The sequence below is a fragment of the Achromobacter sp. K91 genome, from assembly GCF_003576205.1.
GTDB lineage: Bacteria > Pseudomonadota > Gammaproteobacteria > Burkholderiales > Burkholderiaceae_B > Achromobacter > Achromobacter aegrifaciens.
Genome location: NZ_QWFB01000030.1, coordinates 357,963 through 383,859, shown reverse-complemented (window position 1 = coordinate 383,859; position 25,897 = coordinate 357,963). Strand labels below are relative to the sequence as shown.

At 67.9% G+C, this 25,897-nt stretch carries 23 protein-coding genes; 11 read left to right on the top strand and 12 right to left on the bottom strand.

The window, feature by feature from the left end; all coding sequences use genetic code 11:
• Positions 1-85 precede the first annotated feature (85 nt).
• From DXK93_RS13365 to lpdA, 9 genes are read left to right on the top strand one after another with little or no spacing between them, the layout of a single operon-like run.
• The gene (locus DXK93_RS13365; protein ID WP_119450284.1) at positions 86-1,027 is read left to right on the top strand and encodes a branched-chain amino acid ABC transporter permease; all 942 of its coding nucleotides are present in this window, start codon (positions 86-88) and stop codon (positions 1,025-1,027) included.
• The gene (locus DXK93_RS13360; protein ID WP_119450283.1) at positions 1,024-2,292 is read left to right on the top strand and encodes a branched-chain amino acid ABC transporter permease; all 1,269 of its coding nucleotides are present in this window, start codon (positions 1,024-1,026) and stop codon (positions 2,290-2,292) included. The genes DXK93_RS13365 and DXK93_RS13360 overlap by 4 nt, the downstream gene beginning before the upstream one ends.
• Positions 2,289-3,041: an ABC transporter ATP-binding protein gene (locus DXK93_RS13355; protein WP_119450282.1), complete on the top strand. Its 753-nt coding sequence runs from the start codon at positions 2,289-2,291 to the stop codon at positions 3,039-3,041. The genes DXK93_RS13360 and DXK93_RS13355 overlap by 4 nt, the downstream gene beginning before the upstream one ends.
• Complete coding sequence (locus DXK93_RS13350) at positions 3,038-3,757, top strand: ABC transporter ATP-binding protein (RefSeq protein WP_054458931.1); 720 nt, start codon at positions 3,038-3,040, stop codon at positions 3,755-3,757. Before DXK93_RS13355 ends, DXK93_RS13350 begins: the two co-directional genes overlap by 4 nt.
• Before the next feature lie 34 nt (positions 3,758-3,791).
• Positions 3,792-4,580, top strand: coding sequence for an SDR family NAD(P)-dependent oxidoreductase (locus DXK93_RS13345; protein WP_054458930.1), 789 nt, complete (start codon positions 3,792-3,794; stop codon positions 4,578-4,580).
• Positions 4,581-4,618: 38 nt separating this feature from the next.
• Positions 4,619-6,802, top strand: coding sequence for a thiamine pyrophosphate-dependent enzyme (locus DXK93_RS13340; RefSeq protein WP_054458928.1), 2,184 nt, complete (start codon positions 4,619-4,621; stop codon positions 6,800-6,802).
• Positions 6,799-7,290: a VOC family protein gene (locus tag DXK93_RS13335; protein ID WP_119450281.1), complete on the top strand. Its 492-nt coding sequence runs from the start codon at positions 6,799-6,801 to the stop codon at positions 7,288-7,290. The genes DXK93_RS13340 and DXK93_RS13335 overlap by 4 nt, the downstream gene beginning before the upstream one ends.
• A gap of 10 nt (positions 7,291-7,300) precedes the next feature.
• Complete coding sequence (locus tag DXK93_RS13330) at positions 7,301-8,551, top strand: pyruvate dehydrogenase complex dihydrolipoamide acetyltransferase (protein ID WP_119450280.1); 1,251 nt, start codon at positions 7,301-7,303, stop codon at positions 8,549-8,551.
• 8 nt (positions 8,552-8,559) lie between these two features.
• Complete coding sequence (lpdA, locus tag DXK93_RS13325) at positions 8,560-9,957, top strand: dihydrolipoyl dehydrogenase (protein ID WP_119450279.1); 1,398 nt, start codon at positions 8,560-8,562, stop codon at positions 9,955-9,957.
• Between the two features lie 25 nt (positions 9,958-9,982).
• Here lpdA and DXK93_RS13320 read toward each other — a convergent pair whose 3' ends face one another.
• The 11 genes from DXK93_RS13320 to DXK93_RS13270 all read right to left on the bottom strand — a co-directional run bounded on the left by DXK93_RS13320 (position 9,983) and on the right by DXK93_RS13270 (position 23,164).
• The gene (locus DXK93_RS13320) at positions 9,983-10,864 is read right to left on the bottom strand and encodes a LysR family transcriptional regulator (protein WP_119450278.1); all 882 of its coding nucleotides are present in this window, start codon (positions 10,862-10,864) and stop codon (positions 9,983-9,985) included.
• Between the two features lie 117 nt (positions 10,865-10,981).
• Positions 10,982-11,389, bottom strand: a complete 408-nt coding sequence (locus tag DXK93_RS13315; RefSeq protein WP_042796274.1) for a RidA family protein — start codon at positions 11,387-11,389, stop codon at positions 10,982-10,984.
• Between the two features lie 42 nt (positions 11,390-11,431).
• Positions 11,432-11,857, bottom strand: a complete 426-nt coding sequence (locus DXK93_RS13310) for a thioesterase family protein (protein ID WP_013391343.1) — start codon at positions 11,855-11,857, stop codon at positions 11,432-11,434.
• Positions 11,858-11,877: 20 nt separating this feature from the next.
• On the bottom strand, positions 11,878-13,518 hold the full coding sequence (locus tag DXK93_RS13305; RefSeq protein ID WP_054458919.1) for an AMP-binding protein: 1,641 nt from the start codon (positions 13,516-13,518) through the stop codon (positions 11,878-11,880).
• 62 nt (positions 13,519-13,580) lie between these two features.
• Positions 13,581-14,750 (bottom strand): acyl-CoA dehydrogenase family protein, encoded by a 1,170-nt coding sequence (locus DXK93_RS13300; RefSeq protein WP_054458917.1) that lies wholly within the window; start codon positions 14,748-14,750, stop codon positions 13,581-13,583.
• Positions 14,751-14,752: 2 nt separating this feature from the next.
• Positions 14,753-15,610, bottom strand: coding sequence for an enoyl-CoA hydratase family protein (locus tag DXK93_RS13295; protein WP_042796271.1), 858 nt, complete (start codon positions 15,608-15,610; stop codon positions 14,753-14,755).
• 41 nt (positions 15,611-15,651) lie between these two features.
• Positions 15,652-16,443, bottom strand: a complete 792-nt coding sequence (locus tag DXK93_RS13290) for an SDR family NAD(P)-dependent oxidoreductase (protein WP_054458915.1) — start codon at positions 16,441-16,443, stop codon at positions 15,652-15,654.
• Positions 16,440-18,791, bottom strand: coding sequence for a bifunctional salicylyl-CoA 5-hydroxylase/oxidoreductase (locus DXK93_RS13285; protein WP_119450277.1), 2,352 nt, complete (start codon positions 18,789-18,791; stop codon positions 16,440-16,442). The genes DXK93_RS13290 and DXK93_RS13285 overlap by 4 nt, the downstream gene beginning before the upstream one ends.
• 626 nt (positions 18,792-19,417) lie before the next feature.
• Positions 19,418-21,286, bottom strand: a complete 1,869-nt coding sequence (gene ilvD / locus DXK93_RS13280) for a dihydroxy-acid dehydratase (protein WP_054459450.1) — start codon at positions 21,284-21,286, stop codon at positions 19,418-19,420.
• A 107-nt stretch (positions 21,287-21,393) separates the two neighbouring features.
• Entirely contained in the window at positions 21,394-22,209 is an 816-nt protein-coding gene (locus tag DXK93_RS13275) for a helix-turn-helix domain-containing protein (protein WP_119450276.1), read from the bottom strand.
• 64 nt (positions 22,210-22,273) lie between these two features.
• Positions 22,274-23,164 carry a LysR family transcriptional regulator gene (locus tag DXK93_RS13270; RefSeq protein ID WP_119450275.1) on the bottom strand — a complete coding sequence of 297 codons (891 nt, stop codon included), beginning with the start codon at positions 23,162-23,164 and terminating at the stop codon, positions 22,274-22,276.
• A gap of 113 nt (positions 23,165-23,277) precedes the next feature.
• Between DXK93_RS13270 and DXK93_RS13265 the strand changes: the two genes are divergently transcribed.
• Both DXK93_RS13265 and DXK93_RS13260 read left to right on the top strand, forming a co-directional pair.
• Positions 23,278-23,823 carry a GNAT family N-acetyltransferase gene (locus DXK93_RS13265; RefSeq protein ID WP_054459444.1) on the top strand — a complete coding sequence of 182 codons (546 nt, stop codon included), beginning with the start codon at positions 23,278-23,280 and terminating at the stop codon, positions 23,821-23,823.
• On the top strand, positions 23,820-25,010 hold the full coding sequence (locus tag DXK93_RS13260; RefSeq protein ID WP_119450274.1) for an MFS transporter: 1,191 nt from the start codon (positions 23,820-23,822) through the stop codon (positions 25,008-25,010). The genes DXK93_RS13265 and DXK93_RS13260 overlap by 4 nt, the downstream gene beginning before the upstream one ends.
• A gap of 33 nt (positions 25,011-25,043) precedes the next feature.
• On the opposite strand, the gene queC is transcribed toward DXK93_RS13260, so the two are convergent.
• Positions 25,044-25,763, bottom strand: a complete 720-nt coding sequence (queC, locus tag DXK93_RS13255; RefSeq protein ID WP_054459441.1) for a 7-cyano-7-deazaguanine synthase QueC — start codon at positions 25,761-25,763, stop codon at positions 25,044-25,046.
• Positions 25,764-25,897 lie beyond the last annotated feature (134 nt).

Below are 25,897 nucleotides of genomic sequence, written 5' to 3'. Positions count from 1 at the left end.
GCACCCCCGGCGCGGGCCGGAAAAACCCTGGTGCGCATCGCTCGCAAGACGTCCGTCGTCTTAGCGCAAGAATCCTGGAGCGGACATGGAATACTTTACCGTCTCGCTGTTGAACGGCGTGATTTACGGCCTGCTGCTATTCATGGTGTCGGCAGGCCTGACACTGATTTTTGGAATGATGGGCGTGCTCAACTTCGCGCACGCCTCGTTGTACATGATAGGCGCGTATGCCGCCTACACCCTGACGCCCGTCACCGGCTTCTGGACCGCGCTGGTCCTGGCCACCATCATCGCCGGCCTGCTGGGCATGGGCGTGGAGCGCTACTTCCTGCGCCGCGTCCACAAGTTCGGCCATGCGCAGGAACTGCTTGTGACTTTCGGCCTGGCCTTCATCGTGGCGGAGCTGATCAAGCTGTTCTACGGCGACTTTCCGGTCGACTACCGCGTGCCGCAGTTCCTCAACTTCGCGGCCTTCCGCGTGTTCGACGCGGACTACCCCTTCTACCGCCTGCTGATGGGCGGCGTGTCGCTGGCGATGTTCGCCGTTATCTATCTGCTGCTGTCGCGCACCCGCGTCGGCATCGTGGTGCGCTCGGCCATTTACCGCCCGCGCATGGCCGAAGCGCTGGGCCATAACGTGCCGCTGGTGTTCATGAGCGTGTTCGGCGTGGGCGCGGCCATGGCCGGCCTGGCCGGCGCGGTCGCGGGCGCTTTCTACACCACCAATCCGAACATGGCGTTGGAACTGGGCGTGCTGGTGTTCGTGGTGGTCGTGGTGGGCGGCCTGGGCTCGCTCGAAGGCGCGATGATCGCCTCGCTGCTGATCGGTCTGATCAGCTCGTTCTCGGTCGGCATCGACGCCAGCCTGGCGACCCTGTTTGGCCTGTTCGGCGCCGGGGAATGGGCCGAAAGCGTGGGCGGCCTGATGACCGTGAAGATTTCCAGCCTGGCGGCCACCCTGCCCTTCCTGCTGATGCTGGTGGTGCTGCTGGTCAAGCCTTCGGGCCTGAAGGGAGAACAGGCATGAGCCAGACCCGCCGTACTTCCGTCCTCCTGCTCCTCGTCCTGTGCGTGGCCGCGCTCTGCGCGCTGCCCTGGCTGCTGCCCCCGGGCCAGCTGGTGGCGGCCGTGCAGATGCTGATCGCCGCGCTGTTCGCCTGCGCCTTCAACCTGCTGGCCGGCCAGGGCGGCATGCTGTCCTTCGGCCACGCCGCCTACTTCGGCGTGGGCACCTTCGCCACCATCCATGCCATGAACGCGCTGGGCGGCGCGGGCCTCTTGCCCACGCCCCTGATGCCGCTGGCAGGCGGCGTGGCCGGCCTGCTGTTCGGCCTGGTCGCGGGCTGGTTCGCCACCATGCGCGCCGGCGTCTATTTCGCCATGATCACGCTGGCGCTGGCCGAGCTGCTGCATGCGCTGGCGCCGCACCTCAAGGGCGTGTTCGGCGGCGAGGCGGGCGTGTCCGCCATGCGCATGCCGGCCTGGGGCTTCACCTTCGGTTCCGACATCGAGGTCTATTTCCTGGTGCTGGCCTGGGTGCTGGTGTCGCTGGCCGCGCTTTACGGCCTGACCCGCACGCCGCTGGGCCGGCTGACGCTGGGCCTGCGCGAAAACGCCAACCGCCTGCGCTACCTGGGCTATCGGCCGCACACGCTCAAGACCCTGGTGTTCGCGCTGTCCGCCATGTTCGCCGGCATTGCCGGCGGCCTGCAGGCGCTGAACATCGAAGCCGGCAACTACGTGCTGTTCGACGTCAAGCTGTCCACCGACGCGGTGCTGTTCGCCTACATCGGCGGCGTCAACGCCTTCCTCGGTCCGGTGCTGGGCGCGTCCATCCTGACCTTCCTGTCGCAGACGCTGGCCGACATCACGCGCTCCTGGCTGCTGTACCAAGGCATCCTGTTCGTGCTGGTGATGCTGTTCGTGCCGGACGGCCTGGTCGGCCTGGTGCAGGGCGCCGCCCGTTCGCTGCGCGAGCGCGGCCTGGGTAACTGGCTGCCGCGCGCCGCGGTCTCGGTGGCAGGCGGCCTGCTGCTGACCTGCGCCACGGTCTTCACGGTGGAGCTGCTGCAACGCATGTTCGCCCGCGACTACCGGTCGCTGCTGGCCATGAATCCCGAGGCCGGCTGGCCCGACATTCCGCTGTTCGGCCACGACTGGGCGCCGCTGGCGCTGTCGACCTGGCTGATTCCGTTGGTGTTGTTCCTGGCAGGCCTCGCTGCCTGCCGCTGGGCGCTGGCCCTGTGGCGCGACGACGAACAAGCCGCTCCCGCGCTGGAGGCTGCACAATGAGCCACGAAATCCTGACCCTGACCGACGTGCGCAAGTCCTTTGGCGACGCGCAGATCATCCGCGGCGTGAACCTGAAGGTCGAGGCCGGCGAACGCCATGCCGTCATCGGCCCGAACGGCGCCGGCAAGTCCACGCTGTTCCACCTGATGTCGGGCTCGTTCGCGCCGACCTCGGGCGACATCAGCCTGCGTGCGCGCTCCATCGGCGGCCTGCCGCCGGAGCGCATCAACCGCCTGGGGCTGGCGCGCTCGTTCCAGATCACCAACGTGTTCCCGCGTCTGTCCGTGCGCGAAAACCTGCGACTGGCGGTGCTGCGCATGCACGGCCTGGTCTACAACTTCTGGCGTCCCATCGCCCGCAACCGCGCCGTCAACGAAGACGTCGACCGCCTGCTGGAGAAAGTGCGCCTGGCCGCCAAGCAGGACACCGCCGCCGGCGACCTGAACTACTCGGAACAGCGTTCGCTGGAAATCGGCATGACGCTGGCCTCGCACCCCAAGGTCATCCTGCTGGACGAGCCCATGGCGGGCATGTCCCAGCACGAGGTGGACTACACGGTCGAACTGATCAAGGACGTGACCCGCGACTGCACGCTGCTGATCGTGGAGCACGACATGCAGGTGGTGTTCTCGCTGGCCGACCGCATCAGCGTGCTGGTCTACGGCGAGATCCTCGCCACCGGCACGCCGGCCGACATCCGCGGCGACGCCCGCGTGCGCGAAGCCTACCTGGGAGAGGAAACGGTATGACGACGCAATCCCCCTTGCTGAGCCTGCAAGGCGTGCATGCCCACTACGGCAAGAGCCACATCCTGCACGGCATCGACCTGACCGTGGGCCGCGGCGAGGTCGTGAGCCTGCTGGGCCGCAACGGCGCCGGCCGCTCCACCACCATGAAAAGCATCATGGGCCTGGTGGACGTGACCGGCGGCAGCATCGCCATCGAAGGCCGCGACATCACCAACAAACGTCCCTTCGAGATCGCCCGCGCCGGCCTGGGCTTCGTACCGGAAGAGCGCGAGGTGTTCGCCAACCTGACCGTGGACGAAAACCTGCGCATGGGCGAACAGCCCAAGCGCGACGACGCGCCCTACTGGTCAACCGAGCAAATGTTCGACTACTTCCCCCGCCTGAAGGAACGCCGCGGCACCAAGGCCGGCAATCTGTCGGGCGGTGAACAGCAGATGCTGACCATGTGCCGTTCACTATTGGGCAACCCCAAGGTCATGCTGATCGACGAACCCACCGAAGGGCTGGCGCCGAAGATCGTGGAAGTGATCGCCGACGTGATCCGCGACATCCACAAGCGCGGCGTGTCCGTGGTGCTGGTGGAGCAGAAGCTGACCATCGCGCTGAAGGTCTCCACCCGCGTCAGCGTGATGGGCCATGGCCGCATCGTTTTCGAAGGACCGCCCGCGCAGCTGCATGAGCGCCAGGACGTGGTCCAGGAATGGCTGGCGGTCTGAGCGCCGGCATATACATCGCTAAGAGGCAAACATCTTGGACCAAACTCCGGAAGTCATCCATCCCGACCTGCGCGGCCAGAGCGTCGTCATCACCGGCGGCGCCAAGGGCATCGGCCTGGCCACGGCGCAGGCCTTCGTGCGCCAGGGCGCGCGCGTGGCGCTGCTGGACATGGACGCCACGGCGCTGGACGAAGCCGTCGCCGGCCTGACTGCCCTGGGCGGCGAGGCGCTGGCCGTGCAAGCGTCGGTCACCGACGCCGACGCGGTCGAGCAGGCTTTCGCACAGGTCGAAAAGGCCTGGAGCCGCATCGACGTGCTGGTCAACAACGCCGGCGTCTCCGCCAACAAGCCCACGCTGGAAGTCACCGTGGACGAGTGGCGCCGCGCCGTGGACATCAATCTGACCGGCGTGTTCCTGTGCGCCCAGGCCGCCGGCCGCCGCATGGTGCCCGCTGGCGCCGGCAGCATCATCAACCTGGCCTCCATGTACGGCGTGGTGGCCGCGCCCGACCGCGCCGCCTATTGCGCCACCAAGGGCGCGGTGGTGCTGCTGACCGAGACCCTGGCCGTGGAATGGGGCCCCATGGGCGTGCGCGTGAACGCGCTGGCGCCGGGCTACGTGGAAACGGACCTGGTGCGCGACCTGGCCGCGCGCGGCCGGCTCGACCCCGAACGCCTCAAGCAGCGCACGCCGCTGCGCCGCCTGGCGCAACCCGCCGAAATGGCGGACCTGGCGGTGTTCCTGGCCTCGCGCCAGGCCGCCTATGTCAACGGACACACCCTGGTGGCCGACGGCGGCTGGAGCCGCTACAGCTACCTCTAATCGCAAGAACGCATACACACATCTCTGGAGATTCACTCATGGCCACCCACCAACCGCTTGAGTCCCAAGCGCCCTGGCGGCAACTGACGGTAGACGCCAAGGACTGGCAACAGGCGGACCCGGCCCTGCTGGGCACCATGCTGACCCAGCTGCACTGGATCCGCGCCTTTGAAGAAGCCGTGCTCGACCTGGCCGCCGAAGGCCTGGTGCACGGCCCGGCGCACTCGTCCGTGGGCCAGGAAGGCGGCGCGGTCGGTTCCGTGCTGGCGCTGGGCGCCGGCGACCAGATCAACGGTTCGCACCGCGGCCACCACCAGTTCCTGGCCAAGGCGCTGCAGCACGTCGCCCCGCTGGGCCTGGACCCGCTCGATCCGCTCACGCCCGCCATCGATGAAGTCCTGCAGAAGACGCTGGCCGAGATCATGGGCCTGGCCCAGGGTTACTGCCGCGGCCGTGGCGGCAGCATGCACCTGCGCTGGCTCGAAGCCGGCGCGCTGGGCACCAACGCCATCGTCGGCGGCGGCGTGCCGCTGGCCGCCGGCGCGGGCTGGGCGCACAAGCATGCCGGCACCGACCGCGTCGCCGTGACCTACTTCGGCGACGGCGCGGTCAACATTGGCTCGGTGCTGGAAACCATGAACCTGACCGCGGCCTGGAAGACGCCGCTGTGCTTCTTCATCGAGAACAACCGCTACGCGGTGTCCACCACGGTCGAAGAGTCCACCGCCGAACCGCGCCTGTCGGCGCGCGGCCTGGCCTTCAACATCCCGTCGTGGAAGGTGGACGGCATGGACCCGCTGGCGGTCCACCTGGCCATGTCCGAAGCCGTGGCGCACATGCGCGCGGGCAACGGCCCCACCATCGTCGAAGTGGACGTGTACCGTTTCTTCCACCAGAACGGCCCGTTCCCCGGCAGCGCCTTCGGCTACCGCAGCAAGGACGAGGAAGCGCAATGGCGCCGCCGCGATCCGCTGGACAAGATCGCCACGGAAATGATCGCCCGCAAGCTGATCACGCAAGCCGAAGTGGATGCCCTGCGTCAGCGCTGCAAGGACGTGATGAAGGACGTTTCCGGCCGCCTGACCGAAGCCGCCGACGGCGGCAAGCGCCGCGTGCGCGCCGACCTCTGGCCCAGCCCGGATTTCCGCGACGTGGGCCTGCGCAGCGACGGCTCGGAACTGGCCGGCCTGCGCTACCAGGAAGCCGCCGACCACGCCGGCCAGTCCGCCGAGCGCAAGTTCGTGGACGCGGTGGCCGACGTGCTGGACCGCCGCATGGAAACCGACCCCGGCGTGGTGGTGCTGGGCGAAGACGTGCACCGCCTGAAGGGCGGCACCAACGGCGCCACGCGCGGCCTGAAGGACAAGTATCCCGACCGCGTGCTGGGCACCCCGATCTCCGAGAACGCCTTCGCCGGCCTGGGCGGCGGCCTGGCCATGGACGGCCGCTACCGCCCTATCGTGGAATTCATGTACCCCGACTTCATGTGGGTCGCGGCCGACCAGATCTTCAACCAGATCGGCAAGGCCCGCCACATGTTCGGCGGCGACATCGACGTGCCCTTCGTGCTGCGCACCAAGGTCGCCATGGGCACGGGCTACGGCTCGCAGCACTCGATGGATCCGGCCGGCATCTTCGCCACCGCGCCCGGGTGGCGTGTGGTCGCGCCGTCCACGCCTTACGAGTACGTCGGCCTGATGAACACCGCGCTGGCCTCCAAGGACCCGGTGCTGGTGATCGAGCACGTGGACCTGTACGCCTCCTCGGGCGAGGTGCCCGCGGACGACCTGGACTATGCGATCCCGTTTGGCAAGGCTCGCGTGCGCCGCGAGGGCGGCAAGGTCACCATCCTGACCTATCTGTCCATGGTCAGCCGCGCGCTCAAGGCGGCGGAAGCCGCCGGCGTGGACGCCGAGGTCATCGACCTGCGCACGCTGGACCGCGCCAGCCTGGACTGGGACACCATCGGCGCCAGCATCATGAAGACCAACAACGTGCTGATCGTGGAGCAAGGCGCGCGCGGCACCTCCTACGGCGCCATGTTGGCCGACGAGATCCAGCGCCGCTACTTCGACTGGCTGGACCAGCCAGTCAAGCGCGTGACCGGCGGCGAAGCCTCGCCCAGCATCTCCAAGGTGCTGGAGCGCGCCGCCTTCGCGGACACCGAGGAAGTCATGGCCGGCCTGGCCGACGTGCTGGCCGACCTGGGAGAACAGGCATGAGCGCATCCCTGCACATGACCGTGCCGATGGAAGTCGGCATCTGCTGCGCCGACCTGGACGCGCTGCTGGCCTTCTATACCGGGGTCCTGGGCCTGAAGCTCGTCAACCGCGTGAGCGTGCCGGCAGACAAGGCCCAGGCCACCGGCCTCACGCGCCATGGCTACGACGTGGCGCGCCTGCAGACCAGCTATGGCGAACGCATCAAGCTGCTGCAACCCGCCGCCGCGCCGGAGGCCGCCGCGCGCGGCGCGGCCATCCTGGACCGCCAGGGCGCAACCTACCTGACCTTCATCGTGCGCGACCTGTCCGGCGTGGTGCGCGAACTGGAAGCCCGGGGCGTGGTTTTCGACAGCAAGCCCGCGCCGATGGAAGTGCGCCCCGGCACCTGGCTGGCGTTCTTCCGCGACCCGGAAGGCAATGTGCTGGAACTGGTCGAATACGACGATCCCGCCACCTATCGGCCAGACCTGGCCGGCGCCGCTGAATAGGACGAACATCGTGGCACACCTTATCAAGCTCCCCTCCGTTGCGGCCGACACCTCGGGCGGCACGCTGCACCAGTGGCTCAAGAAAGAAGGCGACACCGTCGCCGTGGGCGACGCACTGGCCGAAATCGAAACCGAGAAGGCCATTGTCGAGATCAATGCCGAGCAGGCCGGCGTGCTGGGCCGTATCGTGGTCCAGGCCGGCGCCGCCTCCGTGCCGGTGAACACCGTGATCGGCGTGCTGCTGGCGCAGGGCGAGGACGCTTCGGCCATCGACCGCGCGCTGGCAGAGGCCGGCGCCGCCGCGCAGCCCGCGGCCGCGCCAACCGCCGAACCCGCGCCTGCGGCCGCCGCCCCTGCCACTGCGGCCGCGCCGCAGGCAGCCGCTGCCGCCAGCAACGCCCCGATCCCCGGCGGCCGCTTGTTCGCCAGTCCGCTGGCGCGCCGCCTGGCCGCGCAATGGCATGTGGATCTGCTGGGCGTGACCGGCACCGGCCCGCACGGCCGCATCGTGCGCCGCGACGTGGAAGCGGCGCGAGACCGCGCCCCGGCCGCGGCAGCCGTGCCGCTGGCCGGCCGCCCGGCCGCACGCCGCGTGCCGCATACCGGCATGCGCCGCGCCATCGCCCGCCGTCTCACCGAAAGCAAGCAGAACGTGCCGCACTTCTACCTGACGGTGGACTGCCGGATGGACGCGCTGTTGGCGCTGCGCGCCCAGGCCAACCAGGGCGGCGCGGTGAAGCTGTCGGTCAATGACTTCATCGTGCGCGCCGCCGCGCTGGCCCTGCGCGAGGTGCCGGAGGTCAATGCCAGCTGGCACGAGGACGCGGTCGAATACCATGCCGGCGCCGATATCTCGGTGGCAGTGGCCACCGACGGCGGCCTGGTCACGCCCATCGTGCGCGATGCCGACGTGAAATCCTTGTCCGCCATTGCCGGCGAAATCGTCGAGCTGGCCAGCCGCGCCAAGATCAACCGGCTCAAGCCCGAGGAATTCACCGGCGGCTCGCTGACCGTCAGCAACCTGGGCATGTACGGCATCAGCCAGTTCGCCGCCATCATCAATCCGCCGCAGGCCGCCATCCTGGCGGTGGGCGCGGCCGAGAAGCGTCCGGTGGTGGACAGCGACGGCCAATTGGCCGCCGCCACCGTCATGACCGTGACCCTGTCCGCGGACCACCGCGTGGTGGACGGCGCGGTGGGCGCGCGCTGGCTGGCCGCCTTCCGCACGCTGATCGAAAACCCCGTGCGCATCCTGCTGTGAGTCCCGCCATGACCAAGACTACGTTTGATCTCGTCGTGGTGGGCGGCGGCCCCGGCGGCTATGTCGCCGCCATCCGCGCCGCCCAGCTGGGCATGTCGGTCGCGCTGGTGGAGCGCGCCGAACTCGGCGGCATCTGCCTGAACTGGGGCTGCATCCCCACCAAGGCGCTGCTGCACAGCGCCACCGTGCTGCGCGCCTGCCGCGAGGCGGCGCACTATGGCGTGGCGGGCGCGGGCGAAGCGCGTCCGGACCTGGCCGCCATGGTGGCGCGTTCACGCAAGGTGGCGGGCCGCCTGGGCCAGGGCGTGGCGCACCTGATGAAGAAGAACGGCGTGACCGTGTTCGCCGCCAGCGCCAAGCTGGCGGGCGGCGGCCGCCTGGCGCTGGACAACGGCAGCATGCTGTCGGCCAAGCACATCATCCTGGCCACGGGCGCGCGCGCCCGGGAGTTGCCGGCGCTGCCCCTGGGCGAACGCGTCTGGGCCTACCGCCAGGCGCTGGTCCCGGCCGAGATTCCGAAGTCGCTGCTGGTGGTGGGCGCAGGCGCCATCGGCGCGGAGTTCGCCAGCTTCTACCGCGCCGTGGGCGCGGAGGTCACGCTGATCGACATGACCGCGGAAATCCTGCCGCAGGAAGACGCCGAGATCTCGGCGCTGGCCCGCAAGGCTTTCGAGAAGCAGGGCATCCGCGTGCTGACGCAATGCGCCGTGACCTCATCGTCGCTGACCGCGACCGGCGTGAAGGTGACGCTGGACCGGCAAGGCAAGCGCAGCGAGCTGGAAGTGGACCGTGTCATCGTCGCCGCCGGCATCGTCGGCAACGTCGAGAACCTGGGCCTGGAGCAGACCCGCGTCAAGGTGGAGAGGACCCACATCGTCACCGACGGCCTGTGCCGCACGGCCGAGCCCGGCGTCTATGCCATCGGCGACGTGGCCGGCGCGCCGTGGCTCGCCCACAAGGCCAGCCATGAAGCCGTGCTGTGCGTGGAGGCCATCGCCGGCAAGCCCGCGCATCCCATCGATCCGCTGCGCATCCCGGCCTGCACCTACTCGTATCCGCAGGTCGCCAGCATCGGCATGAGCGAAGCCCGCGCCCGCGAACACGCCGCCAAGACCGGCGGCGACATCCGCGTGGGCAAGTTCACCTTCGCCGGCAACGGCAAGGCGATCGCCATGGGCGAGGACCAGGGGCTGGTAAAGACGGTGTTCGACGCCAAGAGCGGCGAGCTGCTGGGCGCGCACATCATCCACCCGGAAGCGTCCGAGCTGATTACCGGCTACGGCGTGGCGGCCTCGCTGGAAGCCACGGAGGAAGACCTGATGCACACCGTGTTCGCGCACCCGACCTTGTCGGAAACGCTGCATGAATCGGTGCTGTCGGCCTTTGGCCGCGCCTTGCACGCCTAGGCGTCATGCCAAACGCGGCGCGGGTTCAGATCCGCGCCGCGAAGAAATCCAGGAAACAGGCGATGCGCCGCGAGAGCTGCGTGTTGCGGTGATACACCGCGTGCATGGGCTGTAGATAGTCCGTGTGCACGTCTTCCATCAGCTTCACCAACCGGCCGGCCTTGACGTCCTCGCGCACCACGAAATCGGACAGGCAGGCGATGCCCACGCCGCGCACCGCCAGTTGCCGCTGCGTCTCGCCGCTGGACGTCGCCAGCGTCGGCACCGCCAGATAGCTGGACCCGCCAGCGTGGCGCAAGGGCCAGACGTTCAGGCTTTCAGGCTGGGTGAAACCCAGCACTTCATGCGTCGCCAGGTCCTCCACCGTCTGCGGCGCGCCGCGCCGAGCCACGTAATCCGGGCTGGCCATCACCCAGCGGGGCGACGGCCGCAGCGTGCGCGCATACAGGGTGGAATCCGTCAGCGGTCCCATGCGCAGCGCCACGTCGGTGCGATGCTCCATGAGATCCACGATGCGGTCGTTGCTGGTGAGTTCGAGCGCGATCGCCGGGTATTCCCGCCGGAACTCCGCCACCAGCGGCACCACGCAATGCAGCATGACGGGCACCGACGCGTCCACCCGCAAGCGGCCGGCCGGGCGCTGATGCACCATGCGCATGCAGTCCTCGGCTTCGTCCAGCGACGCGACGATGTGCCGGGCCTTGGGCAGGAAATGCTTGCCCTCCTCGGTCAGCTCCATGCGCCGGGTGGTGCGGTTGATCAGGATGACACCGAGGTCTTCCTCGAGCCGCGACAGGCCGCGGCTGACGCCCGACGCCGTGTGGCCCAGCAGCTCGGCGGCGGCGCTGAGGGAGCCGGCATCCACCACACCCAGGAACAGGCGTACCGCGTCAGAGTTCAGGGACATGAGGCTGGCTCCTTGGTTTATGGGTCGATTGTATAGAGCCCACAGCACGCAGAGCCTGCAAAAAAACGCCGAAGGCCGGACGACAGCCGGCCCTCGGCGCTCAGGAGCAACCGGCGGTTACTGCGCCGGCACCACGGCAGTAACCTCGATCTCCACCTTGGCGCGGTCCTCGACCAGGTCCGCGACCTCCACGGCCGTCATCGCCGGGAAATGCCGGCCGATGTACTCGCGGTAGTGCTTGCCGATGGCCGGATACGCCGCCACGTACTCGTTCTTGTCCGTCACGTACCACGTCATCCGGACGATATGCTCAGGCTTGGCGCCGCCTTCGGCCAGAATCGCAACAATGTTCGCCAGCGTCTGGCGCACCTGCTCCGCCAGATCGTCGGTCTCGAACTGCTGCTGGCCATTCCACCCCACCTGTCCGCCCACAAATACGAGCTTGCTGCCCACCTGCATCTCGGTGAGCACGCCATTCGAATAGCCCCGGGGCGCCATCCAATCCGGCGGTTGCAGAATCTTCATAACGTCATCCTATATTTAAGAAAAGCAAACGATCCCCGCCGCTTACGCCGCGGGAACCAGATAAGCCTGCATGCGTTCCCGCAGATCCGCAGGCAGCGGCATGGACTTCATCGTCCGCAAATCCACCGTCACGATCGTCAGCGTCGCCGACAAGCGCAACTGGCCATCCGGCCCCTCGAAACGCACCAGCGCCTTGAACGACGCTCCGCCGATGCGCTGTACTTCCAGCACCTGGCGCAAACGCTCGTGCCAGCGGCTGGGCGCGCTGAAATCGCACTGCACCGACGCCATCGGCGTGCCGATGTGCCGCTCCACGTGCAGCGCATGGAACGGCAACCCCATCCCCTTGTCGAACCACTCCTCGACAAAGTCGTTGATCATCTCGAAATAGCGAGGATAGAAAACAATGCCCGCCGGATCGCAATGACGGAAGCGGACTTCGACCTGGCTGATGAAAGGGGCTGCCATGGAATTTCCTTGTTGCCGGTTCAGGCCATCTTGCGCAGCGCAAAGCGCTGCAGCTTGCCGGTTTCGGTGCGCGGCAGCGCATCGACAAACTCGATGGCACGGGGATACTTGTAGGGCGCGATATTGGCCTTCACGAACTGCTGCAGCGCCGCGACCAGCTCGCTGCCGGCCTCATAGCCCGGCTTGAGCACCACGAAAGCCTTGACCACCTGGCCGCGCTCGTCGTCCGCCGCGCCCACCACGCCGCACTCCGCCACGGCTTCGTGGCGCAGCAACGCGTCCTCGACCTCGGGGCCGGCAATGTTGTAGCCGGCCGAAACAATCATGTCGTCATTGCGCGCCTGATAGAAGAAGTAGCCGTCGTCATCCTGCAGGAACGTATCGCCCGGCAGGTTCCAGCCGTTCTGCACGAAGCGCCGCTGGCGTTCGTCCGCCAGATAGCGGCAGCCGGTCGGCCCCTTGATCGCCAGCCGGCCCACCGTGCCGTTGGGCACGGGATTCATGTCGTCATCGACGATCTGCGCCACATAGCCCGGCACCACCCGACCGATGGCGCCGGCCTTGACCGACTCCGGCGGGCTCGACACGAACACGTGGATCATTTCCGTGCCGCCGATGCCGTCGATCATCTCGATGCCGCTGGCCTTTTTCCAGAGCTGGCGCGTCGCGTCCGGCAGCGCCTCGCCCGCCGACACGCTCTTCTTCAGCGACGACAGGTCGAACTTGCCCACCAGCGCCGCCATCTGGCGGTAGAACGTGGGCGCCGTAAACACGATGGTGGCGCGGAAATCCTGGATCAGCTGCAGCAGGCTTTCCGGCGACAGCTTCTCGGCCAGCACCGTGCTCGCGCCCACGCGCAGCGGGAAGCACAACAGGCCGCCCAGGCCGAAGGTGAAGGCCAGCGGCGGCGTGCCGCAGAAGATGTCGTCCGGACCCGGCTTGATGACGTGCTTGGGGAACAGGTCGCACATCGCCAGCACATCGCGGTGGAAGTGCATGCAGCCCTTGGGCGCGCCCGTGGTGCCGCTGGTGAAGGCGATCAGGCACACGTCGTCCGCCGCCGTATCGCAGGCCTTGAAATCGTCCGGCTTGGCCGCCGCCAACGCATCCAGCGCATCGGGCGCCTTGTCGTTGAAGTACATGACCTTCGTCAGGCCGGGGCAATGATGCTCATGGCTGGGCTGGGTGCAGAACTCCGCCTCGTCCTTCAGGCGGGCATCGCACAACACGGCCTGGATCTGCGCCTTGTCGATGATCTGCTTGAGTTCCTTGGCGCGCAACAGCGGCATCGTCGGCACCGTCACCAGACCGGCCTTGATCGCTGCCAGCCACGAGGCGGCCATCATGGGATTGTTCGGCCCGCGCAGCAGCAGGCGGTTGCCCGGCACCAGCCCCATGTCTTCGGCCAGCACCCGGGCGATGCGATTGGTCAGCGCGGCCAGCTCGCGGTAAGTCATCGTGGCCTGCTTGCCGTCCTGGCTCCAGCGCAGCGCGACGCGCTCGCCATGGCCGCGCTCGACCATGGCGTCCACCAGTTCGACCGCGCAATTGAAGCGTTTCGGATAGGCCACGTCGGGGCCGTCGAGCAGGAACTCTGGCCATTGTTCGCCCGGGGGCAGATTGTCCCGGGCGAAAGTGTCGATGTGGGCGGATGCTTCCATGGAATTCCCCTTGCTATTGCGGTGTAGTTGCTGTGCCGGGACGACGGAGCTCGATGGCTGCCTTACGCCTTCAGCAGTTCACGGGCAATGATCAACTTCTGCACTTCTGTCGCGCCTTCGTAGATCCGCAGCGCTCTTATTTCCCTGTAAAGCTTCTCCACCGGCATCCCCGACACCACGCCCGCGCCGCCGAACATCTGCAGTGCGCGGTCGATCACGGTCTGCGCCGATTCCGTGGCCGTCATCTTGGCCATGGCCGCTTCGCGCGTGGTGCGCTGCTTCAGCACGTCGCGCATCCAGGCCGCGCGGTAGGTCAGGAGCGCAGACGCGTCGATGGCGGTCGCCATGTCGCCCAGCGCGGCCTGCGTCAGTTGCAGGTCCGACAGCGTCTGGCCGAACATGCGGCGCGACTTGGAACGCGCCAGTCCTTCGTCCAGCGCGCGGCGCGCAAAACCCAGCGCGGCAGCGGCCACCGAGGCGCGGAAGATGTCCAGCGTCATCATGGCCAGCTTGAAGCCCTGGCCAGCGTCGCCCAGCCGGTGCGACGCCGGAATGCGGCAGTTGTCGAACGTGATGGTCGCCAGCGGGTGCGGCGCGATCAGGTCGATGCGTTCGCTGACCTCGAAGCCCGGCGTGTCGGCATCCACCACGAAGGCGCTGATGCCGCGCGCGCCGGGGGCTTCGCCGGTGCGCGCGAACACGCAATAGAAATCCGCGATGCCGCCGTTGGAAATCCAGGTCTTGGCGCCATTCAGCACGTAGTGGTCGCCTTCCAGCCTGGCTTCGCAGGCCAGCGCGGCCACGTCGGAGCCGGCGTCGGGTTCCGACAGCGCGAACGCCGCGATGGCCTCGCCGCGAGCCACGCGCGGCAGATAGCGTTGGCGCAGTTCGTCCGAGCCCATCAGCGAAATCGCGCCGCTGCCCAGCCCCTGCATGGCGAAGGCGAAATCGGCCAGCCCTTCGTGGCGCGCCAAGGTTTCGCGCAGAATGCACACGGCGCGGGAATCCACTTCCGGCAGCGCGCCGCCCCAGGCGCCGCCAGGGCCGCCCGCGACCGCGTAGCGCAGCCAGCCGGCCTCGCCCATGGCGCGCACCAGCTTCTTGCAGGCGCCGTCGGCGTCATGGTGATCCACGTCCCCCAGGGACGCCTCGCACCAGGCGTCGACTTCGTGCGCCAGCTTGCGGTGCGCATCGTCGAAAAAAGGCCAATCCAGCCAGCTTGCGTCGCGCATGCTCAGTCCCCTTGGAACACCGGTTTTTGCTTGGCCACGAAGGCCTCGTAGGCGCGGCGGAAGTCGCGCGTCTGCATGCAGATGGCCTGGGCCTCGGCTTCGGCCTCGATGGCCTCGTCCACGCCCATGTTCCATTCCTGGTGCAGCAGCTTCTTGGTCACGCCGTGGGCGAAGGTCGGGCCCGCGGCCAGCTGCGCGGCCAGCGTCTGCGCGGCATCGGCCAGCGCGCCGGGTTCATGCAGGGCATTGAAAAAGCCCCAGCTGGCGCCTTCTTCCGCCGTCATGGCGCGGCCCGTGTAGAGCAGTTCGGACGCGCGGCCCTGGCCGATCATGCGCGGCAACAAGGTGCAGGCGCCCATGTCGGCGCCGGCCAGGCCGACGCGCGTGAACAGGAAGGCGGTGCGCGCGGCGGGCGTGCCCAGGCGCATGTCAGAGGCCAGCGCCACCATCGCGCCCGCGCCAGCGCAGATGCCGTCGACCGCCGCCACGATGGGCTGCGGGCAAGCGCGCATGGCCTTGACCAGATCGCCCGTCATGCGGGTGAAGTCCAGCAGCTCGGGCATGCTCATCTTGGTCAGCGGACCGATGATCTCGTGCACGTCGCCGCCCGAGCAAAAGTTGCCGCCCGCGCCCGTCACCACCACGACCTTGATGTCGGTGGCGTACACCAGCGCGCGGAACAGATCGCGCAGCTCGGCGTAGGAGTCGAACGTCAGCGGGTTCTTGCGCTCGGGGCGATTCAGCGTCACCGTGCCGATCTTGCCGTCGGCCGACACCTGCCACAGGAACGTCTTGGCCTGGTAGCCGGCAAACGGACGCTTGTGGTGTTTCATGGTGTGCTCTTCGGGCTGGGTGCTCATGGTGTCTCCGTTCGTGAATTGGGGTGGATGGGGCGCCGGCTTCAGCCGGTCATCACTTCGCCGCCGTCGACGGCGATGGCCTGGCCATTGACCGAGGCCGAGGCCGGCAGGGCCAGCCAGGCGACCGTCTCGGCCACTTCCTCGGGCTGCACCAGGCGGCCCTGGGGGTTGCGCTCGGCCAGCTTGGCGCGCGCGGCGTCCGGCGTCATGCCGGTCTTCTCGACAATGTTCGACACCGCGCCGCGCACGATGTCGGTTTCGGTGTAGCCGGGGCACACGGCGTTGACCGTGACGCCCTTTTGCGCGGTTTCCAGCGCCAGCGAGCGGGTCAGGCCGATCACGCCGTGCTTGGCCGCGCAATAGGCGCTGACATAGCCGTAGCCGATCAGGCCGGCCGTGCTGGCCACGTTGATTACCCGGCCCCATTTTTCCTGCAGCATGCCGGGCAACGCGGCCTGGATGCAGTGGAAGGTCCCGGTCAGGTTGACGTCCAGCATGGACTGCCACAGCGCCGCGTCGGTACGGTCAAATCGCTGGCTGACGGCCTGGCCGGCGTTGTTCACCAGCACCAGCACGGGGCCGAACTCGGCCTCGGCCTGGGCGAAGGCCGCCCGCACCGAGGCTTCGTTGGCGATGTCGGCGCTGACGGCCTGCACCTGACCCAGGCTGGCCAGGCTGTCGGCCGCGGCGTCCAGGGCCGCACCATCGCGGCCCAGCAGCGTGACGCGCGCGCCGCGCTGCAAGAGCGCCCGGGCGCAGGCCAGCCCGATGCCGCGGGCGCCGCCCGTCACCAGGGCGTGGCGTCCGGCCAGCGGGAGCGGAGTTGCGTTCATTTGATATCCAGTTGCGCCATGGCGGCGGCGCGTTCGAAGTTGGTTTCCAGTTGGCGCTTGCCGGCGAAGTACTGGCTCGGCCATGAAACATCACGGTAGCCCACTCGCGCCGCTTCGCGTAGCGTCCAGGAGGCGTCAGCCAAATGGGGACGCGCCAGCGCGCAAAGGTCGGCGCGACCCGAGGCGATGATGCCGTTGGCGTGGTCGGCCTCGAAGATGGCGCCCACCGCGATCGTCGGAATGCCCGCCTCGTTGCGCACGCGGTCCGCGAACGGGGTCTGGAACATGCGGCCGTAGACCGGCTTTTCTTCCTTGCTGACCTGGCCGGACGAGCAGTCGATCATGTCGGCGCCGGCTGCCTTGAAGTGGCGCGCGATCTCCACCGCGTCATCGGCCGTGATGCCGCCTTCCACCCAGTCGCTGGCGGAGATCCGCACCGACATGGGCTTGTTCTCGGGCCATACCGCGCGCACGGCATGGAACACCTCCAGCGGGAAGCGCAGGCGGTTCTCCAGGCTGCCGCCGTATTCGTCGCTGCGGTGGTTCGTGAGCGGCGAGATGAAGCTGGACAGCAGGTAGCCGTGCGCGCAGTGCAACTCCAGCCAGTCGAAGCCAGCCTGCTCGGCGCGGCGGGCGGCGGCCACGAAGTTGTCGCGCACATCGTCCATGTCGGCGCGCGTCATGGCGCGCGGCGTCTGCGACACGCCTTCGATGTAAGGCAGGGCCGACGCCGACAAGAGCGGCCAGTTGCCTTCGGCCAGCGGATAATCGATCTTCTGCCAGCCCAGCTGCGTGGAACCCTTGCGGCCGGCGTGGCCCAGCTGCAGGCCGATGCGGGCATCGCTATTGCCATGCACGAAGCCGACGATGCGGGCGAACGCGTCGCGCTGCTCGTCGTTCCAGAGGCCCGGGCAGCCCGGGGTGATGCGGCCGTCCGGCGACACGCAGGTCATCTCGACCATGACGAGGCCCGCGCCGCCCATGGCGCGCGCGCCCAGGTGCACCAGGTGGAAATCGCCCGGCACGCCATCGGTGCACGAATACATGGCCATCGGCGACACCAGGATGCGGTTCTTCAGCCGCACGCCGCGCGCCTGATAGGGCGTCAGCATCGGGATCGCAGGCCGCTGGCCCGGCGCGGCGGCAGCGCCGGCGCGTTCCGCGATCCAGCGCTCGAAGCCTTCCAGCCAGGCGGGGTCGCGCAGGCGCAGGTTTTCATGCGAAATCCGCTGCGAGCGGGTCAGGAGCGAATAGGCGAACTGCTCAGGCTCCAGGTCGGCATAGCGCTCGACGTTCTCGAACCATTCGGTCGAGTTGCGGGCGGCGTTCTGGATCTTCAGCACTTCGACGCTGCGCACTTCCTCGTAGTGCTTCAGGCCGGCTTCCACGCTGCCTTCCGCGCCGCTCAGGCAGCGCGCCAGCTCGATCGCGTCTTCCAGGGCCAGCTTGGTGCCGGAGCCGATCGAGAAGTGCGCGGTGTGGGCGGCGTCGCCCATCAGCACCACCGGCACGCGGCGCTCGCCGCGGGCGGTGTCAAGCTTGTTCCAGTGCACCCAGGTATTGCAGATGACGCGCGGGAAGCGGATCCAGATGGCCGAGCCGCGCAGGTGCGTAGCGTTGCTGATCAGCGGATTGCCATCCAGCCAGGGCGCGAACAGCTTTTCGCAGTAGGCGATGCCCTCTTCCTGGCTCATCTGCTCGATGCCGGCGGCCTGCCAGGTTTCCTCGGGCGTCTCCACAATGAACGTGGACATGCCGTCTTCGTAGCGGTAGGCGTGCGCCTGGAACCAGCCGTGCTCGGTCTGGACGAAGGCGAAGGTGAAGGCATCGAACACCTTCTTGGTGCCCAGCCACACGAAGCGGCAGCGGCGCTGGTCGATGTCCGGATGGAAAGTGTCGGCGTAGCGGGTACGGACCTGGCTGTTGATGCCGTCCGAGGCGATGACCAGGTCGGCGTCGTATTCGCGGGCGATGGCCTGGTCGTCCTGGATGAACTGTTCGAACACCAGCTTCACGCCCACGTCCTCGCAGCGCGCCTGCAGGATGTTCAGCAGCTTCTTGCGGCCGATGCCGATGAAGCCGTGGCCGCCGCTGCGGATGCTGCGGCCCTTGAAGTTGATGTCGATGTCGTCCCAGTGGTTGAAGGCGTCGCCGATGGTCTGGGCGGAAACGGGGTCGGCTTCACGCAGGTTCTGCATGGTGGCGTCGGAGAACACCACCCCCCAGCCGAAGGTGTCGTAAGGGCGGTTGCGCTCGATCACGGTGACTTCGTTGGCGGGGTCTTGCAGCTTCATGAGCAGACCGAAATACAGGCCGGCGGGGCCCCCGCCGATGCAGACTATTTTCATTGCCGTAGCGCTCCGTGGTAAGCGACATCCGCTCTGAATTCCTGGAGCTGGCGGCCGCAGATATTTAAACCTGGATAGTTTAGGCTTGAAATATATACCTGAAGGTCCCGAGGCGCAAATGGGGAAAGTATCTAGATACTTTGGACCTAAATAGGGACGCGCTTGCCGCCCCACCGCATTCGCGCCAGCGAACACAATAGCAATGAAAGCAATCACGTATGTCATTGTCGGCCGCCTGCGCGGCCGACAATGACGGGCAACACAAGCCCCGCCCCCGACCACGGACGCAGCAGCGCCACAAACCAAGACTCAAGTAGCCCGTCGGCGCCGGCGCGTGGGAGGCGAGCAACCTCGATGCGCCCGAGGGAATCTGAAGGGAAGGCCGAAGGCCTGGACGAAGATGACGAAGGGGCAGTCCGGAGCGAAGGCTCCGGACCGCAATCGTGGGCGCTCGCCTCCCACGCGCCGGCGCCGACGGGCGGCCTACGAAGCACTACGGCACCGGCACCGGCACCGGCACCCGCACCCGCACGCACGCACGACGTCAACACCAACCAGCACTCACCAGACGCCAAAAAAAAAGCGGCGCTAAAAAGCGCCGCCCTCTTACCCAACAGCAAGCAAAATCAACGCTTGCCCTTCTGCTTCAGCTGCGACAAATCCCGCACAGCCCCGCGATCCGCCGAAGTCGCCAACGCCGCATACGCTTGCAGCGCCTGCGACACGACACGTTCGCGACCGACCGGCTCCCAGCCATCGGCACGAGCATCCATCGCCGCCCGGCGGCGCGCCAGTTCCTCGTCGGACACCGCCAGATGCATCTTGCGGTTCGGGATATCGATCTCGATCACGTCGCCCTCTTCCACCAGGCCGATCGTGCCGCCTTCCGCCGCTTCCGGCGAAGCATGGCCGATCACCAGACCCGACGAACCGCCAGAGAAACGGCCATCGGTAAACAGCGCGCAAGTCTTGCCCAGGCCCTTGGACTTCAAGTACGACGTCGGGTACAGCATTTCCTGCATGCCCGGACCGCCCTTCGGGCCTTCGTAGCGGATCACCACCACGTCGCCAGGAACGATCTTGTCGCCCAGAATGCCTTCCACCGCATCGTCCTGGCTTTCAAAAACGCGCGCACGGCCGGTAAAGACCCATTGCGACTCGTCCACGCCCGCCGTCTTCACGATGCAGCCCTTTTCAGCCAGGTTGCCGTAAAGCACGGCCAGGCCGCCGTCCTTCGAATAGGCGCTTTCCTTGCTGCGGATGCAGCCCGTCTTGCGGTCGGTATCCAGCGTCAGGAAGGTTGCGTCCTGGCTGAACGCCACCGTGGTCGGAATGCCGCCCGGAGCCGCCCGGTAGAACTTCTGCGCCTCTTCGCCAGCGCCGCCGGCCACGTCCCATTGCTTGATCGCATTGCCCAGCGTGCCGCTGTGCACGTTGCCGCAGGACAGATCGAGCAGGTCCGCGCGCGCCAGTTCACCCAGGATGCCCAGGATGCCGCCAGCGCGGTGCACGTCTTCGATGTGGTATTTGTCGGTGGCGGGCGCCGCCTTGCACAGGCACGGCACCTTGCGCGAAATGCGGTCGATGTCGGCCATGGTGAAGTCCACGCCAGCTTCCTGCGCCGCGGCCAGCAAGTGCAACACGGTGTTGGTCGAGCCGCCCATGGCCACGTCCAGCGCCATCGCGTTCTGGAACGCGCTCTTGGTGGCGATGCTGCGCGGCAGGACCGACGCGTCCTCTTCCTGGTAGTAACGACGGCACAGGTCCACCACCAGGCGGCCGGCCTGTTCGAACAGACCCTTGCGCCAGGCGTGCGTGGCAACGATGGTGCCGTTGCCCGGCAGCGCCAGGCCGATGGCTTCGGTCAGACAGTTCATCGAGTTGGCGGTGAACATGCCGGAACAGGAGCCGCAGGTCGGGCAGGCGCTGCGTTCGACTTCCGCCACTTCCGCATCCGACACCTTGGGGTCGGCGGCCTTGATCATGGCGTCGATCAGGTCGATCTTGGCGATGACCTTGCCGTCGGTGGGCGACTTGACCTTGCCCGCTTCCATCGGACCGCCCGACACGAACACGACCGGGATGTTCAGGCGCATAGCGGCCATCAGCATCCCCGGGGTGATCTTGTCGCAGTTCGAGATGCAGACCATGGCGTCGGCGCAGTGCGCGTTGACCATGTATTCGACCGAGTCGGCGATCAGTTCGCGCGAGGGCAGCGAATACAGCATGCCGCCGTGGCCCATGGCGATGCCGTCGTCCACGGCAATGGTGTTGAATTCCTTGGCGACGCCGCCTGCGGCCTCGATTTCCTTGGCGACCAGCGCGCCCAGGTCGCGCAGGTGCACGTGGCCCGGCACGAACTGCGTGAACGAGTTCACTACCGCGATGATCGGCTTGCCGAAGTCGCCGTCCTTCATGCCGGTGGCGCGCCACAGGGCGCGGGCGCCGGCCATGTTGCGGCCGTGGGTCGAGGTGCGGGAGCGGTAGTGCGGCATGGTTTGTCTCTGGCTGTAGCTGTTAGCGTAGGCGGCAAAACGTTAAATAATACGCTGGTTCGGGCCGCCCTCGCCCGTCGGCCGCCCCCGGGACGCGGCCGCGGCCATCAGGCGGACGCCATGCCGCGGGCCGCGAAGGCGCTGGGCGGCTCGCCCACGGCCTTGCGGAACATGGCCGCGAAAGCGCTGGGGCTTTCGTAGCCCAGGTCCAGCGCCACCTCCAGCACACGTTCGCCGCGCGCCAGCCGCTCCATTGCCGCCAGGAGCCGCGCCTGCTGGCGCCACCGGCCAAAGGTCATGCCGGTGTGCCGCAGGAACAGCCGGTGCACCGTCTTCGGGTCCACTCCCAGCTCGCGCCCCCAGTCGGCCGCGCCGTCCTGGCGTTCCGGGTGGCGCACGATGGCGCGGCAAATGCGCGCCAGGCGGGGTTCGGAAGGCTGCGGCAGGTGCAGCGGCAGCACCGGCTCCTGGCGCAATTCGTCCAGCAGCAACATCATCAGCCGGCCGTCGCGCGTGTCGGGCGCCCAGTCCAGCGGCACCTCGGCCGCCGCGACCATCAGCTCGCGCAGCAAAGGGGAAATCGACAACACACAGCAGCTGGACGGCAAGTGCGCGGCCGCGCCCGGCTCCACAAACACGGTGCGCATGCGTGGCTCGCCACTCATGCGCAGGCCGTGCGACACCCAGGCCGGCACCCAGACGCCGCGCGTGGGCGGCACCACCCAGATCCCGGCGTCGGTATCCACCACCATGACCCCGGAGATGGCGTACAGCAACTGGGCGCGGCGGTGCCGGTGGCGGCGCACGCGGTGGCCGTCTTCGTAATCCACCGCCAATCCGGCCACCGGACGCCGCGAGGACTCATAAGGAAACAGGTCCAGCTCTGCGGGCTTATAGGGCTTGCGGGCAGCAGGCTTGTCCATTTTGCGATGATTGCGATTCAAGTGGCGTGGAATGGTCTGCGCCAGTGTACCCACGTCCTTGGGTTCATCCACGCAACGCCAGCAGCGAGTCCTGCAGATGCCGCAATCCCCGGCTGAGCGGTTTGTCCCTTCGCAGCACGATGGCCAGGCTGCGCGACAGGCGCGGCGCCAGCGAGCGCACCTCCAGCGCCTGGCGCTGGCCCGCGCCCGACACCGCCAGCCTGGGCAGGATCGCGCAACCCAGGCCCGCGGCGACGATCTCCTTCATGGCCTCGGTGCTGCCCAGCTCCATCACGGGCTTGGCGGCCAACCCGGCGTCCTCGAACCAGTCGTCCACCAGGCGGCGGGTGCGCGCGCCCGGTTCGAACAGCACCAGCGGCAGCTGCGCCAGCGCCTGCGGCGTGGCGGCCGCGGGTATGGCGGCCGGATCGCGGGCGGGAAAAATCGCCACGAACTCGTCATCCAGCACCGGCATGACCTGGAACATGCGTCCCGGCGCGGGCAAGGTGACCAGGCCGATATCGAGCGTGTTGTTCTCCAGCCCGCGCAGCATGTCCGCCGTATTGCCGGTGCTGGCCACGATATCCAATGCCGGGAAGCGCCGCCGCAGGTCCGCCAGGATCGGCGGCAGCAGATAGGTGCAGGCGGTGGCGCCCGTGCCCAGCCGGATGCGGCCGGACACCTGCGACGCATGCGCGGTCATGGCAAGTTCGGCCTGCGCCAGCGCCGCGTCGATGACGCGCACGTGCGACAGCAGCTCCAGCCCGGCCGCTGTCGGGCCGGCGCGGCGGCCGATGCGTTCCACCAGCTTCAGGCCGAAGCGCCGCTCCAACTGGCGGATCTGCAGGCTGACGGCGGGCTGCGTCACGCCGCCCCGCTCCGCAGCGGCGGAAAAACTGCCCAGTTCGATCACCTGCGCAAAGGTGCGCAGATGATCCAGGTTAAGGCCACGCATCGCTGAATCCAAAGTTTTACTTATACAAATCATAATGGACCAAAGCTTTATTAATAAATAAGCTTGCGCGACACTGGCGGCTTCTGTTTTCCTTTCCTGTTCACGGCCCGCCCATGTCGTCCCCCCGCCCCACCGTCCTCATCCGCGACAGCGCGGAAGCCGATCTTCCCGCCATCAAGACCATCTACGCCCACCATGTACAGCACGGCACCGCGTCGTTCGAGCTGGAGCCGCCGTCCATCCAGGAAATGCGCCAGCGCCGCGGCGCCGTACTGGAAAAGGAAATGCCCTATCTGGTGGCCGAGATCAACGGTGAGGTCGTGGGCTACGCCTACGTCACGCCTTACCGCCCGCGCCCGGCCTACCGCCACACGGTCGAAGATTCGGTGTACGTAAAGGCGGGCCGCTCCGGCCTGGGCATCGGCGGCAAGCTGCTGGCCGAGCTGATCGAACGCTGCACCGCCGCCGGCTGGCGCCAGATGCTGGCCGTCGTGGGCGACAGCCGCAACGCCGCATCGCTGGCGCTGCACGCCAGCCAGGGCTTCCATCCAGCCGGCACCCTGCGTTCGGTGGGCCACAAGCATGGCGAATGGCGCGACACGGTGCTGATGCAGCGCGCGCTGGGCGAAGGCGACGCCACACCGCCGCAACGGCCGTGATTGCGCCGCGCGCCATCGTCTGCCTGGGGCTGACGCAACTGGTCGGCTGGGGCGTGACGTACTACTTGATCGGCGCCCTGGGACCCGCAATGGCCGCCGACCTGGGCTGGAACGCCGCCACCGTCTACGGCGGTTTTTCGGCGGCCATCGTGGTGATGGCCCTGGTGTCGCCGCTGGCCGGCATGGCCGTGGACCGCTGGGGCGGCCATCGCGTCATGCCGCTGGGCGCGCTACTGGGCGCGCTGGGCTGCGCGGGCCTGTCGATCGCGCACGCCATACCTTGGTACTTCCTGTCCTGGGCCGTGCTGGGCGTTGGCATGCGGCTGAGCCTGTACGACGCGGCTTTCGCCTCGCTGGCGCGCGCGGCCGGCCCCTTGGCGCGCCGGCCCATGTCGCAGATCACGTTGTTCGGCGGACTCGCGTCCACGGTGATGTGGCCGGTAGGCCATGCGCTGTCGGGCTGGCTGGGCTGGCGCGGCGCGGCGCTGGCCTATGCCGGTTTGGCGCTGGCCACGGTGCCGCTTTACCTGGCGCTGCCGCGTGCACGCTATGCAGCGGCCCCCGGCGGCAAGGACAAGGCGCCCGCCGGCCTCACCCGCAACGCCGCCGAGCGCCGCCTGGCGGGCGGACTGTACGCGTTGGTCGCCATGCTGACCAACTTTCTGGCGGCGGGCAACGCGGCCCATCTGATTTCATTGCTGTCGGGCCTGGGCTTGGCCGCGGCCGCCGCGGTCAGCGTCGCGGCCCTGTGGGGCGTCGGCCAGTTCGCGGCCCGTCTGGCCGACGTGGCGTTGGGCTCGCGCCTGCATCCGCTGACATTGACACTGGCGGTCGGCGCGCTGCTGCCCCTGTGCTTCCTGCTGGCGCTGCTGTCCGGCGGCAACCTCTATGCCACCGCCGCCTACGCGCTGCTTTACGGCGCCTGCAATGGCCTCTTGACCATCACCCGCGGCACCCTGCCGCTGGCGCTCTTCGATTTCCGCAGCTATGGCACGCTGGTGGGTTCATTGCTGATCCCCAGCTTCCTGGTCACCGCCGCCTCTCCGGTCGCCTATGCCTACATCGTGGACAGCTACGGCGCACGCGGCGCGATGGCGCTGTCGGTGGGCTTGGCCGCGGCTATCGGTGCGGCAGCGTTCGCGCTGCGGTGGAAGTTCATCGCCAGGACGCGCGCGGCGTTTGCCTGAAGCGCCCACCGCGCGATGGCGGCGGCCGGCGTCTCAACCCTCGGCGGCGGAGGCCACCACCCATTTTTCCCAACCGATCTTGCGCAGCTTGCAGGCGGGACACTCGCCGCAGCCGTAGCCCCAGTCGTGGCGCGCGCCGCGCTCGCCCAGATAGCAGGTGTGGCTTTCCTCGACGATGGTTTCCACCAGCGCGTCGCCGCCCAGCCGATGCGCCAGCGCCCAGGTCTCGGACTTGTCGATCCACATCAGCGGCGTCTCGATCGTGACCCGCGAGCCCAAGCCCAGGCCCAGCGCCACCTGCTGCGCCTTGATGGTGTCGTCGCGGCAATCCGGATAGCCGGAAAAATCGGTTTCGCACATGCCGCCCACCAGCACGTCCAGCTGACGGCGGTAGCCCAGCGCGGCGGCCAGCGTCAGGAACAGCAGGTTGCGCCCAGGCACGAAAGTGTTGGGCAGGCCGTTGGCCTGCATTTCGATGGCGCGGTCGCTGGTCATGGCGGTATCGCCCACCTGGCCCAGCACCTTCAGGTCCAGCAGATGATCCTCGCCCAGGCGCGGCGCCCAGTCGGGGAAATTGCTGCGGATCTCGCGCAGCACGTTCAGCCGCGCAGTCAGTTCAATGTGGTGGCGCTGCCCGTAGTCGAACGCCACGGTTTCCACATGGGCGTAGCGGTCCAGCGCCCAGGCCAGGCAAGTGGTGGAATCCTGGCCGCCCGAAAACAGCACGAGCGCGCGACGTTGATGATTTTGCATAAATGGGGGCTTCTGGAAAGACGAAGGGACTGAAGGCTTGTACGCACAGGTGACGGCCTGCCTTTAGTGTAAACATGCTGCCTGGCGGACTTTAAACCGACGCCAGCGGCTGGCGTAAAAAGTCTGCGTAAAAT